Source organism: Streptomyces sp. NPDC002619, assembly GCF_042889305.1.
Taxonomy (GTDB): Bacteria; Actinomycetota; Actinomycetes; order Streptomycetales; family Streptomycetaceae; genus Streptomyces.
Map to the genome: position 1 here is coordinate 148,413 of NZ_JBIAQV010000008.1, position 12,409 is coordinate 160,821.

General features: G+C 67.8%; 12 protein-coding genes and 1 pseudogene. 5 read left to right on the top strand and 8 right to left on the bottom strand.

The features are described from left to right. Positions 1-202 precede the first annotated feature (202 nt). Positions 203-946: pseudogene (locus tag ACFYXB_RS16290) on the bottom strand (PP2C family protein-serine/threonine phosphatase); the annotation flags it as partial. A gap of 97 nt (positions 947-1,043) precedes the next feature. Here ACFYXB_RS16290 and ACFYXB_RS16295 point away from each other — a divergent pair. Next, positions 1,044-1,181, top strand: a complete 138-nt coding sequence (locus tag ACFYXB_RS16295; protein ID WP_389582397.1) for a hypothetical protein — start codon at positions 1,044-1,046, stop codon at positions 1,179-1,181. Positions 1,182-1,365: 184 nt separating this feature from the next. Then, complete coding sequence (locus ACFYXB_RS16300) at positions 1,366-2,364, top strand: pentapeptide repeat-containing protein (RefSeq protein WP_389582400.1); 999 nt, start codon at positions 1,366-1,368, stop codon at positions 2,362-2,364. Between the two features lie 48 nt (positions 2,365-2,412). Here ACFYXB_RS16300 and ACFYXB_RS16305 read toward each other — a convergent pair whose 3' ends face one another. The 6 genes from ACFYXB_RS16305 to ACFYXB_RS16330 all read right to left on the bottom strand — a co-directional run bounded on the left by ACFYXB_RS16305 (position 2,413) and on the right by ACFYXB_RS16330 (position 9,249). Next, the gene (locus ACFYXB_RS16305) at positions 2,413-2,619 is read right to left on the bottom strand and encodes a winged helix-turn-helix transcriptional regulator (RefSeq protein WP_389582403.1); all 207 of its coding nucleotides are present in this window, start codon (positions 2,617-2,619) and stop codon (positions 2,413-2,415) included. A gap of 592 nt (positions 2,620-3,211) precedes the next feature. Next, positions 3,212-3,568: a hypothetical protein gene (locus tag ACFYXB_RS16310; protein ID WP_351365838.1), complete on the bottom strand. Its 357-nt coding sequence runs from the start codon at positions 3,566-3,568 to the stop codon at positions 3,212-3,214. Between the two features lie 589 nt (positions 3,569-4,157). Further along, positions 4,158-4,328 carry a hypothetical protein gene (locus ACFYXB_RS16315; protein WP_389582406.1) on the bottom strand — a complete coding sequence of 57 codons (171 nt, stop codon included), beginning with the start codon at positions 4,326-4,328 and terminating at the stop codon, positions 4,158-4,160. Between the two features lie 867 nt (positions 4,329-5,195). Beyond that, positions 5,196-6,221, bottom strand: coding sequence for an IPT/TIG domain-containing protein (locus ACFYXB_RS16320; protein ID WP_389582409.1), 1,026 nt, complete (start codon positions 6,219-6,221; stop codon positions 5,196-5,198). Positions 6,222-6,386: 165 nt separating this feature from the next. Then, positions 6,387-7,133: an IPT/TIG domain-containing protein gene (locus ACFYXB_RS16325; RefSeq protein WP_389582411.1), complete on the bottom strand. Its 747-nt coding sequence runs from the start codon at positions 7,131-7,133 to the stop codon at positions 6,387-6,389. A 1,075-nt stretch (positions 7,134-8,208) separates the two neighbouring features. Then, on the bottom strand, positions 8,209-9,249 hold the full coding sequence (locus ACFYXB_RS16330; protein ID WP_389582413.1) for a Ku protein: 1,041 nt from the start codon (positions 9,247-9,249) through the stop codon (positions 8,209-8,211). A 67-nt stretch (positions 9,250-9,316) separates the two neighbouring features. On the opposite strand from ACFYXB_RS16330, the gene ligD reads away from it, so the two are divergent. After that, entirely contained in the window at positions 9,317-10,192 is an 876-nt protein-coding gene (gene ligD, locus ACFYXB_RS16335) for a non-homologous end-joining DNA ligase (protein WP_389582416.1), read from the top strand. A 209-nt stretch (positions 10,193-10,401) separates the two neighbouring features. Here the strand turns inward: ligD and ACFYXB_RS16340 are convergent, their stop codons facing one another. Continuing rightward, positions 10,402-11,205, bottom strand: coding sequence for a nuclease-related domain-containing protein (locus tag ACFYXB_RS16340; protein ID WP_389582419.1), 804 nt, complete (start codon positions 11,203-11,205; stop codon positions 10,402-10,404). A gap of 98 nt (positions 11,206-11,303) precedes the next feature. On the opposite strand from ACFYXB_RS16340, the gene ACFYXB_RS16345 reads away from it, so the two are divergent. Next, on the top strand, positions 11,304-11,810 hold the full coding sequence (locus ACFYXB_RS16345; protein WP_351364441.1) for a protein phosphatase: 507 nt from the start codon (positions 11,304-11,306) through the stop codon (positions 11,808-11,810). A gap of 107 nt (positions 11,811-11,917) precedes the next feature. Next, positions 11,918-12,061, top strand: coding sequence for a hypothetical protein (locus ACFYXB_RS16350; RefSeq protein ID WP_389582422.1), 144 nt, complete (start codon positions 11,918-11,920; stop codon positions 12,059-12,061). Positions 12,062-12,409: the final 348 nt, after the last annotated feature.

The window sequence follows — 12,409 nt, forward strand, 5'->3', positions numbered from 1 at the left end:
ACGACGAACGCCCCGTAGCCCTTGATCAACACCACGCCGCGGGGTGGCGACGTAGGAGGCGAGGTCAGCTACCTGCGGTTTTGCCCACGCCGGTTCGTATTTACGCGTCAGAGCCATGATCGATGGAGCGGCCGCAGGTCACCGCCGCCGATGATCAGTTGTGGCCCGACTGAGCGCGCTGCTGCGGACGTGGCGGGCCGGGTCATAGGCGCACGACGACGAGGGCGGTGTCGTCGGTGACGCCGTCGGGCGGGAGCAGGTCGGCCAGCAGGGCGTCGGCGAGGGTTTCGGGGTCGGCTCTCTGGTGGCGGGCCAGGGAGCCGGCGAGCCGCGCGAGGCCGGTGTCGATGTCTTCACCGCGGCGTTCGACCAAGCCGTCGGTGTACAGCACGAGGCATGCGCCCTCGGCGAAGGGCACGGTGGCCTGCAGCCGGGGGGCAGGTTGAGGACAGGCGCCGAGTGGGGGGTCGGTGGCCTGGTCCAGGAACTCGACGGTGCCGTCGCTTTGCAGAAGGGCCGGCGGGGGGTGGCCGGCGCTGCTGTAGGTGATGTCGTGGGTGTCCCAGTCGACGAACGCGTTGGCCACTGTGGCGTTCTCGGCGCCGGCGACGGAGCGTGCGTACAGCTCGAGGACTTCCAGGGCCCGGGCGGGACCGTGGGCGGCGCGGGAGGCGGCGCTGAGCGCGCTGCGCAGTTGCCCCATGACGCCCGCCGCGGACAGCCCGTGACCGACCACGTCGCCCACGGCGACCCCGAGCCGTTCACCGGGCAGATCGACCAGGTCGTACCAGTCACCGCCCACGTACAGCGCGCCGACGGCCGGCCGGTAGCGCACGGCCACCGGATGGCGTCCAACCGGGCGAGGAGCGGGCAGCATCGCCTCTTGCAGGCTCAACGCGACTACGCGGGCGCGGATGAGTTCGGTGACCTCCTCCAAGGTGTGCGCAGCAGCTTGCTCGAGCGGGGCGTCGCGCCGCAGGACATCCGGTACGAGGTATTTCGGCCCCGACCTCTGGCAGGCGGACCTGGACTAGATCTTGATCATGACGAAGGTGGAAGACGGTGTCTTCCAGGCGTCCCGCGGTCCGCTCCACCTCGGTGAGGTCCTGCGGCTGTTCCGAGGCCGGCCACCCGAGTCGGCCAGTAGTCAGCGCCCCGACATCGCGACAGACCTGCGATAAGGGACCCGTGATCATGGTCGCTCTGTGCCATGTCCCCTCTCGATGGCGACGCCCTTGTTGACACCCGACGTTTCGCGAAATGATCGGCAACTGGTTCGCTGCGACAGGGGGCGTTGTGGAGTTGCGGAGAAGAGCAGCTGCAGCGTGGGCCATCGGGGTCAGATGGGGTAGGAACCAACGTCGGGTGGCAGCAGCAGTCGTCGCATCTCTCTTCGTCTTGGGCGTCATATTAGTGATCTTGGGGCCGATCTCATGGCTGGTGGCCGGTAAGACTGTGCAGCGTCTTTCCGGCAAAGATCGCGCAGATGCCATAAACACCGTGCGTCAGACACTGCTCGCCGCCATAGCCGGAGCGACAGTCTTCGCCAGCCTTGCCTACACGGCACGTACCTACCTGCTGTCCCGTCGGGGTCAGGTGACCGAGAGGTTTCGGGCCGCGGTCGAGAATCTCGCCTCGGACAAACTCGAAGTGCGCTTGGGATCTGTCTACAGTCTTGAACACGTGCTATCGGAGTCGGCGGTAGACCATGCAGCGGTCGTGAAGGTGCTGGCGGGGTTCGTCCGAAATAACACCCACAGGGGCGCGACGCGCGAACCGTCAGCTTTTCCTGAGTTGCGAAATGGACTGCGAACCGCGCCCGACTGGGAAGTTGAACTCTCCGCTGACATACAGGCAGCAGTTGAAGCCTTGGCGCGTCGCCCAAAGCGAAATGAACCCCGTCGCGTCGACCTTCGCCATACGAACCTTGCCGGGCTCAGTCTGCGCCATTTCGAGTTCGAATCTCCGCCACGCCTGGAGTGGATGTTCCTTACCTCGGCGGACCTTCGCAGAGCTGATCTACGAGGCGTGAACATGAAACGCACTATTCTCAATAATGCAGATATGTGCTTTGCATGGCTTGTCAATGCACGATGCGACCGAGCTGCATTGTGCAGGGTTGACCTACGAGGCGCTCTCCTGAATGGAACGAACTTCTTTGAGGCGGATCTCAGTGGCGCAGATCTCCGGGAAACCGACGGGCTTACCGCTAAGCAGCTTGCTGCAGCGACCATTGATGAAGAGACCCGACTGCCTGACTATCTGGTCGGCGATCCCTGGGTTGCTGCCCGCTTGGCCGACTGCCGTGTATGGGCGGCAAGCAATCAACAACGCTTCTGCGCCCCGCCAACACCTCAGCCCTAGCCACGACCGTGCAGCTCAATCGGTCCCACAGGTACAGCGCCCCGGAGGTTATTCCCCCCGGGCGTCGTACTCGGCGCGGGACACGCTGATCTCCTCCGCATGGCCGTCGGCCCAGCCGGCCAAGTCGCGGACGACCCGGAGCAGCGAGCGACCGCGTTCGGTCAGCGCGTAGTCGACCTGTGGCTGCCGCCCGGCGGAAACGCTCGGTGAACTCTCCGGCACGGATCCGGGGAAGTCGGTCGACATATGTCGCATGGACGGCAACTCCTTCCCAGGCAACCGTTCGCCACCCGAAGAGAGCAGACACCGACGGGTACGTGACCCTGCGGACCGAGGTGTGGGACGCGTCGGGCAACCGAACCGTCCAGACCATCAACCGGGCCTACGCCCTGAAGTAGACCGCCCATCGAGGCCGGGGCCGGGGTGCCGCTTCTGTGGCCCCCGGCCCAGCTCTCGTTCACGAGCGGCCCCCACCTGCGGACGGTGCCCGCAGTGACGCCGAGGAGGTCGCTCTCGACGAGTGGCGGAAGGCGATGATCGGGCCCGACGCTCCTGGGACCTTCGGCCCGGTCGGCCCGGACAGGTGTGCCGGAAACGCCTAGTGCGAGTTCATCGGTGCTGCCGGCTGACCGCCTGAGGCGAGCCCACGCTGTGGCCGGGCGGTGGGTACGGGTGGGACGGGTCGTGTCGCATCAGGAGTTCCGCCGCTCTGCGTGCTTCCGCCACGGCATCACCGCATTCACGCACCAAGCCTTCATATATCGGCAGGTGATGGTGATTGTTTTCGGGGGGCCTGCTTGTCACTGTGCCGGTCGTCCTTCCGTGGCCGGGCGTGCCCGTGTCGTCTTCAGGCCCTGTTGAGGCGAGCCGCGATTCCGTGGCCGATCAGCAAATACACAACAGCCGGGAGGCCGTAATTGAGGAAGACGCGTAGACCCTCTGTATCCATTGTGAAAATGTCCTGTGCCCAGCCGCCCAGCCAGTCCGCTGTCCCGTGGATGAACCGGACGAACGCGTTCGCCTGGTTCGCGTCGAGCAGGAAGAGCAGGATCCACAGGCCCAGCAGTGCGGCCGCGACGTCGGCGATCGTGCTGATCACCAGGGCTGTCCGCCGCGCGGTGGACTGGTTGCCCGCGGGGCGTTCCGGCCTGGGCGGCGGCTGGTCGTACGTCGGGTATCCGGAAACGGGGTCGATATTGCTCACGAGAAATCCGATCTGACGCATCGTGCTGTCGACAGGTTGCCCAGGCGATGAGACTCAGCCTCGGAAACCAACCCACTTCTTCCAGCATCTGCGTTTGCGGGCGTTATCGCGTTACACGCCTTCCCGGACCACCCACATGTCGCTGCTTCGCATGGTTACTCACTTGTTCCCACGTCGTGGAGCATGTGCGGATTACATGGAAGTACCGCCATGTTGGCCGCAACGTTCGGGCAGTTGCGGGTCAGGCCATTCGCTTGCGTGGTTGTGACCTCTTCGCGGCTGTCTCCTTTGTCGCGGATGTCGACTTCTTGGCCGGCAGTGCCGGCATCGACGAGAGCCGTTGTGTCGGACAGTGGTCGAGACGGCTCTCGTGAAACTCGATCCGCACCGCGACATGATCGCCGGAGTGTCGAGCCGGGCTGTGCCTGCCGTGGCGGCCTCGTCACCACGGCAGGCCCTCTGCGGGGCACCGCGCCTACTACGGGGTGACCGTCTACTCCCCAGTACTGCAGGACTGCAGCGGGGCCTGCGGCGGCGGCTGAGTGGTGTCATGCCGCGAGGGATCCAGGCGTCGAGGTGGTGTGTGAGGTCACGACGCGCAGTAGACGATGGGGGTGAGGAGATAGCCCTGAGTGGTCGAGTTGTTGTGGAAGTTGATGGTCCAGCTCTCGTGGCCCGAGCTCATGCTCTGGTAGCTGTTGACGGGGATGACCTCGTTTCCCCCCATCCACCCGCCGGCGACCGCCTTCTGACTGGCCAACGGGCAGACGGCCACCAGAGCGGTTGTCTGGCCTGGCCCCAATGACGATGGGCTTCCCATTACCTGAGTGATGTTGGCGGTACCCGAGGGACCCGTCGGCCCCGCCACACCGGAAACCCCCGTGTCACCCTGAGGACCCGTCGGCCCAGTCCCTCCATACGGACCTGTCGACCCACTCTCCCCCTGAGGCCCAGTGACCCCGGCAATCCCCTGTGGCCCCGTCGAACCTGTCACACCCTGCGGACCCGTAGACCCCGCCACGCCCTGGGGACCCGTCGAACCTGTCACACCCTGCGGGCCCGTGGGCCCCTGTGGCCCCGTGGGTCCTGCGCCCAATTCGCCGCACGACGGTACGGGGCTTGCGACGCGGACGTAGCGGGCGGACACCCAGCCGGAGCGGTCTGCGAGCTTGTACCACGTTGTGTTTCCGTCGACGTTCTGACCGGACGTCTTGCACGAGATGCTGACCCGGGCTCCTTCGGCGTAGCTGCCCAGACCGGCGGAGTCGGTGGTCGGCAGGGCGCGGATGGTCAGGCCGGTCGCAGCCGTGACGATCCCGTCAACCGCCGCCCGGGACGCGTAGCCCCGTGTGTTTGCGGCCGCAGCCACTGATGGTGCGGTGAACGCTGGCCCCTGAACTGCGGCTGCGGGCCCAGAGAGCTCGCAGGCCAGTCCGAGGCTCACCGCTGCCAGGATCAGCGGTGAAACCGCGTTACTTCGCATCGACAACCACCACGCCTTCCACCGTGTATGCGATCAAGGAGAACGAGAAGAGGAAATCGCACATTGCGTCCGCGATGGTGATATGACACGAGCAAATGAAGATACTCCCGCGCATACAGGGTGTTTCTTCGACCGACACGTACGTCAGATGGCAGGGCCGGTGATGCGGGTGTAGGTCAGACCGTTGCTGACGCCGGCGGTCGTGGTCACGGTCACGGTGACGGTTCCGGCAGAGCCCGCGGGGACGAGGGCGGTGATCTGGGTGGGGGACAGCACGGTGAAAGCCGCGGGGGCGGTGCCGAACTGGACGCCGATGGTGGTGGTGAGGCCGGTTCCGGTCAGGGTGATGATGCGTCCGGCGTATGTGGGGCCCTGGCCGGGGGTCAGGGCGGTGAGGGTGGGCGCGGCAAGGTAGAGGTAGCTGCCAGGGTTGCTGACGCCGCCGGGGGTTATGACCGTGACGGGGGCGGCACCGGCCGAGCGGGTAGGGGTGACGGCGGTGATCTGCGTGGCCGAGTTGACCGTGAACGAACCCGCCGCCGTCGTGTCGAAACGAACCGTCGTCGCGTTGAGGAATCCACTGCCCGAGAGGGTCACGGTGGTGCCGCCCGCTGTCGTTCCGGAAGAGGGCGCGACGTCGGTCACCGAGGGTGGCGGAGCGTAGTAGAAGTAGGCGGCGGGGTTGTCGGGGTTGCTGGTGCCACCGGCGGTGGTGACCGTGACGGGGGCGGCACCGGCCGGGTGGGCAGGGGTGACGGCGGTGATCTGAGTGGCCGAGTTGACCGTGAACGAAGCCGCCGCCGTCGTGTCGAAACGAACTGCCGTGGCCCCGGACAGGTTGGTCCCGGTCACGGTGACCACCGTGCCACCGGAGACCAGACCTTGAACGGGAGTCAGAGCGGTGACGGCGGGCGCCCCGACATAGGTGTAGGTGACCGGCTGGGTGGTGGCGCCTTCGCCGGTGGTGACGGTGACAGTGACCGTGCCGGCGCCAGGGGGAGCCACCGCGATGATCTGCGTGCTTCCGGCGGGGGTGAACGAGGTGGCGGCAAGGCTGCCGAAGCGGACGGCCGTCACGCCTGTGAAGCCGGTACCGATCAGGGTGACGGTGGTCCCGCCGGAGGACGGTCCCTGGCTGGGACTGATCGAGGACAGGACAGGGACGGCCATGGCTGAAACTCCTCACGCACCGCTGCGGTCGGCACTGCATACAGAACGGTTCAAGTACGGGTGCCAGTACTGGGGTTGGGTCAGTGCTCAAGCCCGTCCGGGCATCCAGGAGCACCTGGTGGCCCGGACGGGGATGGAACGCCTCCGCCTACGACGGCTGCTGGTTCAGAGGCTGGGGCTGGAGACGTAGGTGTAGCCGGCGACCGCGGTGGCGGACGCGGCCGGGTTGGTGACCACGACGTCGGCGGGGCCTGCGGTGCCGGACGGGGTCACCACCGACAGGGTGGTGGCGTTGATGACGGAGAACGGTGCGGCCGCACCGTCGAACGTGACCGAGGTGGTGCTGTCGAGGTTGGTGCCCGTGACGGTCAGCGCCGTTCCACCGGAGGCGGGACCCGAGGTCGGGGAGATGGTGCCGATCGTGGGGTCGTCGATGTAGGTGTAGGACAGGCCGTTGTTGGTGCCGCCCGCGGTGGTCACACTCACGGCCACCGGTCCGGCGGCCCCACCCGCGGGCACCACGACGCTGAGGGACGTGTCGGAGATCACCGTCGGAGTGGCGGTGACGCCGCCGAAGGACACACTGGTCGCCGTGGACAGGCCGGTGCCGTTGATGGTGATGGTGTTGCCGCCGACCAACGGCCCGGCGCTGCTGACCAGGGAGGACTTGAACGGGGCGCCGACGTAGAAGAACGGCACCGGGTTGCTGTTTCCGCCCGGTGTCGTCACCGTGACCTGAACGGTGCCGGTACCCGACGGTGAGATGGCGGTGACCTGGGTCGGCGAGACATTGGTGACGCTCGTGGCCGGACGCGTACCGAACGTCACAGCGCTGGTGTTGGACAAGTTGGTGCCGGTGATGGTCACCAGCGTGCCTCCGCCGGTCGAACCCTGGTTGGGAGAAATGGGCATGGGGACACTCCTTCTTCTGTGATGGCCAGGCGGGAGTTGTTCTTCGCCGAGGACATGCGAGGAGCCGGCGGAATGGTCATGTTCTGCTCGCCGCTGCACAGCGCAGCAAGCCACCGCTGACGACGGACGCTGTCAGCCTTTGACCGACCGTGCGGAGGGGAACACGGGCTCAGAAGTGCTGCCGGGCCCGGCGTGGACGAACGGGCACAGGCCCCGACATCCGGCCCCAGGCGCACAACCGCCTGTGCCGATTCCCTGGGCACGGGAAAAACCGGCAGGCGCTGCCCGTTGCGATGTTCCCCCGGCTCGGGGATGGGCAGCCCGCCGGTTTCGCACTCTCAGTGACCCATACATCCGATCGAGTGACAAGAGGCGGTCAGCCAAGTCACCCGAATGGAGTAAATCTGCCTTGTGGCGCCCCTCTGCAGTGCTGAAAAAGCCCAGGCCAGACCCCTCTCGCCGGCAGGGCGTCGCCGAGCCTCCCGCCTCGCCACCCGGAGCGGCGCCGTGCCGGGGAGCAGGCTCCGGCGTCACGCAAAGCCCTTGTTGTGTCATGCCGAGAAATCCGGACTTTCTCGGGCTCGGGCATCGCCGAGCGCACCGCATACCGCAATCCCCGGATATACGGGAGGCTGTTTTCCTGAACAGTTACGGGCAGACGAAAAACGGCCACCTTTCGCCTTGAGTACGGCCGTGGCCCACGTTTCCGGCGGAGGTGAACGCGATAAAACCCCAGGCAGGCTGGACATGCAGCGAAGGTGAAACGATTATCCTCACCTGTTCGAGTGATACGCCCACAAACTACTTGCCGGTGCCATGCCGAGATCGATTGGATGTGGATATCCAACCGGTGGGCCGCCCATCCTCTCCGGGGGATGTGGCAGCGAGCCTTTATGTAATCCTCCTCCGGGAGGAATTACAGAGGGGCGAGATTGCCACGATGGGCACCTCCGGTAGGGGAATTGGATCCGATCAGCCGGTGCCTCCCAGGCACCGGCTGACGCGGCTTCTCGTCCTTGCGCTACCGCGGCGGGGTGTACGGCACTCACGCTCACCTTTCCAGCGGCCGGGCCGTTCAAGCCGTGCGCTTGCGGGGCGTCGCCTTCTTCGCGGCGGTCTGCTTCGAGGCCGCCCTTGAGGGGGACTTGGCGGTCGAGCCCGTCGTGGACTTCGCTGTCGTCTTCGTCGTCCTGGAAGCCGTCTTCTTCTGCGTGGACTGTGCCGACTGGGCGGTGGACTTCTTCTGGGATGCTGCCGTCTTCTTTGTCCTGGATGTCGGCTTCTTGTCTATTGGGGTGATCTCGGCCGTCTCCTCGGGTGCGGGCTCCTCGCCCCGGGACTCCTTCGCCGCCCGCACGCTCTTCTCCAGCGCCGCCATCAGGTCCAGGACCTTGCCCGCGGGGGCCGCGGCGGGGGTTTCGGGGGGTGCCTCGCCTGAGACCTTCGCGGCGATGACCTCCTCCAGGGCCTGGCGGTACTCGTCGTGCAGGTCCTCCAGGTCGACCTCGCCGAGGGTGTCCATCAGGGCGTCCGCCAGGTCGAGTTCCTTGTCCCGGACCGTGACGTCCGTGTCTGGGGCGACGCCCTCGGGGGCGCGGACCTCGTCCGGCCAGAGGAGGCCGTGCATCGCGATCGCGTCCCCGACCACCCGCAGCATGCCCAGCCGCTCCCGGCCGCGCAGCGCGTACTTGGCGATCGCGACCTTGTTGCTGCGCTTCAGCGCCTCCCGCAGCAGGGTGTACGGCTTCGCGGCCTGGGCGCCGCCCGCCGCGAGATAGTACGCCGCGTCCATCTGGAGCGGGTCGATCCGGTCGGCCGGGACGAAGGCCACGATCTCGATCGTGCGGGCGGTCGGGATCGGCAGGTGGGCCAGGTCCTCATCCGTGACCGGGATGATCGTGCCGTCCGCACCCTCGTACCCCTTGCCGATCTCCGCGCCGCTGACCTCACGGTCCTCCAGTTCGCAGACCTTGCGGTAGCGGATGCGGCCGCCGTCCTCGGTGTGGATCTGGCGGAAGGAGATCGCATGGCTCTCGGTGGCGTTCACCAGCTTGATCGGGATACTGACGAGGCCGAAGGAGATGGCGCCGTTCCATATGGATCTCACGTGCGGCACCCTTCAGTCCGATAGACGGGTGAGTGTTTGTGATGTTTTGTTACGAGACCTCTGCAATTGTCATCGTATGACGCCTATCACCGAGGTGGAGGGGCGACGGATCGCTCTCAGCAACCTGGACAAGGTGCTGTATCCGGCCACCGGCTTCACCAAGGGCGAGTTGCTGCACTACTACGCGACCGTGGCCGACGTACTGCTGCCTCATCTTCGGGACCGGCCCGTGTCGTTCCTGCGATATCCCGACGGGCCGGACGGGCAGGTCTTCTTCACCAAGAACGTGCCGTCGGGTACGCCCGAGTGGGTCACGACCGCCGAGGTGCCTCGGTCGGAGGGGCCGGCGCGGATGGTGCTGGTGCAGGACCTCGCCTCACTCATGTGGGCGGCGAATCTCGTCACCGAGTTCCACACGCCTCAGTGGGTGATCGGGGCGCCCGGGGAGGCGGACCGGCTCGTCTTCGACCTCGATCCCGGGCCGCCGGCGACGGTCGTGCAGTGCTGTGAGGTCGCCCTGTGGCTGCGGGAGCGGCTCGCTGTGGACGGGATCGAGGCGCACGCCAAGACGTCCGGGGCGAAGGGGTTGCATCTGCTGGCGGCCGTGCGCGGGGCGTCTTCCGCGCGGGCGTCCGAGTATGCGAAGGGGCTGGCCGTGGAGGCGGAGCGGGAGTTGCCTCGGCTGGTGGTGCATCGGATGACGCGGAGTCTGCGGGCGGGGAAGGTGTTCGTGGACTGGAGTCAGAACGCTGCGCGAAAGACTACGGCGGCGCCGTACACCGTGCGGGTGGGGGGTGAGCCGACTGTTTCCGCTCCGGTTACGTGGGAGGAGGTTGAAGGGTGTCGGGGGGTGCGGGAGTTGGTATTTCGGGCGGGGGATGTTGTTGCGCGGGTGCGGGAGTTTGGGGATCTGATGGTGTCGTTGCTCGGTGAGGGGCGTGTGCTGCCCTGACGCCGTGAGGGCGGCGAGGCGGTGCCGTGCGAGCGCCGTCCGCTGCAGTGCAGGGTTTTCGCTCGCCCGCGCTTGCGGGGTGCCGCTGCGCCCACCCTCCCCCACTCTCGGCTTCGCTCGAGCGGGGGGACCCCCATCGCCCCAGCGGCACGACTGCCCGCAGCCAGGGCACGTATGGCGGCTGCCCTCCAGCTACGGACGGGACGGATTCACACCCTCCCCCACGTGTTCCGGTCCCGGGCCATCGCGTGCAGCGCCTCCACGTCCGCCGGTTTCAGGACTCCTCCCAGTCTGGCCAGGGACGGCAGGTCCGTGTCCTGGAGTACCCGGACCTCGCGTGGCGGTGCCGCCGCCGAGATGGTTGCCTGGGCCGTCAGGGCCAGGATCGGGTGGACCTCCGCCGTCAGGGCGTACGACGCTCGGTCGGCGGCGGCGCGGACCCGGCGGAGCAGGGGGTAGGGCTCGTGGCGGCCCAGGGTGACCATCGGGTCGGCCAGTAGGACGCGCTGCTTGCGGGCGTACAGCGCATGGACGGCGAAGAGGCCGCCGGGGCCGATCAGCAGGTGGTGGAGGCGGTCGCCGCCCGGCAGTGGGATCGAGTGCAGGGTGTGCCAGCCCGCGCCGTCGAGGCGGTCCAGGGCCTCGCCCACCACCTGCTCGGCCAGCAGGGCCCGGCGTCGCGGGTCCGGGCGGAGCCGGTGGGGCGGGCCCGGGTCGCGGTCGAGGGCGACCAGGAGGGCCTCGCCGGGGCGGTTCGGGGCCAGGTCGTCGTCGGGGTGGAGCGACAGACGTGCCAGCTCCGCCGGGGTCGGGACCGGGGGCGGTCCGACCGTGACCGGGCCCGTCAGGAAGGGGCCCAGCGCTTCGAGGACATCCGCTCTGCGGTCCTCGCTGAGCAGGTTGATCCGGGCCGCCTCACGGTCGTACCAGGCGACGTTCCTTCCGTCCATGAGGCAGACGTACAGCCGCTCCTGGCCGTGCCGCCAGGTCGGTACGACGCGTAGTCCGTTCATGCGTCATCACCCCTCGACCATGGGAACAGGCGGGGTGCTTCAGGGGCAAGAACCCGGTTACCTTTGAGACCGGCCCGGAGGGTAGTTGGGGAGGCGCCGTGCGTACCCGCAGGAAGCAGCCCGACGTACCGGTTCCGGACAGTCCGTGGAATGAGATCGTGCCGGGCCTGTGGATGGGCGGACACGAGTTCAGGGGCCGCTCGGGGCAGGTCGAGTTCGCGGTCGTACGGGACGAGTTCGATCTTGTGCAGACGCTGATCGGGCTGCCTGGGCATGGGCCGGACCCGGGGGTCGAGCACCATGTGTGGCCGATTCCCGACGGCCCTCTGGACGGCACGCAGCTCGCGGGGGTGATCCGGCTCGCGCGGGCCGCGGCCGAGGCGCTGGACGGGGGCCGCGAGGTGCTCGTTCGCTGCTACCACGGGTACAACCGCTCGGGGCTGGTCGTGGCGCACGCGCTGGTCCACCAAGGCAGCACCGCAGACGAGGCGATCCGGCTCATCCGCGCCCGCCGCTCGCCCTGGGCGTTGCACAACGAGCTGTTCGTCGACTACCTGCGGGCGGGGCTGGCGACGGCCCGGTTGCTGGAGGAACTGGCCGAGTGACGGGGAATGTACGGGAGGGTGTACGGGCCCACTGTCGACCCCAGGCCCCAGGCCCCAGGCCCCAGGCCCCAGGCCCCAGGCCCCAGGCCCCAGGCCCCAGGAGCACCGTGCCACCCCGTCGCCCCGTCCGTACCGCTCTCACCGCGGCCCTCGTGGTCCTGCTGGGGGTGACCGTCGTGGGGTGTGGTGACACAGGCGGACTGCGCGGCTCCGGTGCGACCCCGACCGCGATCAGCCCGACGAAGCTCTGACCCGCCCTGCGACCGGCGTCCAGCCCGGCCTGGCCGTACGACGAGGCCGGCACGGAGCCCATGAAGGGCCTCACGGCGCCGGGCGACGACATCCGCAAGGTCGATCCGATCGCCGTCGCGCGAGGCTGGGGTCGGGGCTGGGGCCGGAACCGGAGCCAAGACGGAGACCGGAGCTAAGACCGGAGGCCGGAGCCGAGACCGGAGGCCGGAACCAAGACCGGAGGCCGGAGCCGAGACCGGAGGCCGGAACCAAGACCGGAGGCCGGAACCAAGACCGGAGGCCGGAACCAAGACCGGAGGCCGGAACCAAGACCGGAGGCCGGAACCAAGACCGGAGGCCGGAACCAA

Bases quoted from the DNA above. Each gene is read 5' to 3' on its own strand.
- ACFYXB_RS16295 (WP_389582397.1), top strand. From the start codon at position 1,044: ATGACGAAGGTGGAAGACGGTGTCTTCCAGGCGTCCCGCGGTCCGCTC.
- ACFYXB_RS16340 (WP_389582419.1), bottom strand. From the start codon at position 11,205: ATGAACGGACTACGCGTCGTACCGACCTGGCGGCACGGCCAGGAGCGG.
- ACFYXB_RS16320 (WP_389582409.1), bottom strand. From the start codon at position 6,221: ATGGCCGTCCCTGTCCTGTCCTCGATCAGTCCCAGCCAGGGACCGTCC.
- ACFYXB_RS16305 (WP_389582403.1), bottom strand. From the start codon at position 2,619: ATGCGACATATGTCGACCGACTTCCCCGGATCCGTGCCGGAGAGTTCA.
- ligD (WP_389582416.1), top strand. From the start codon at position 9,317: ATGACGCCTATCACCGAGGTGGAGGGGCGACGGATCGCTCTCAGCAAC.
- ACFYXB_RS16325 (WP_389582411.1), bottom strand. From the start codon at position 7,133: ATGCCCATTTCTCCCAACCAGGGTTCGACCGGCGGAGGCACGCTGGTG.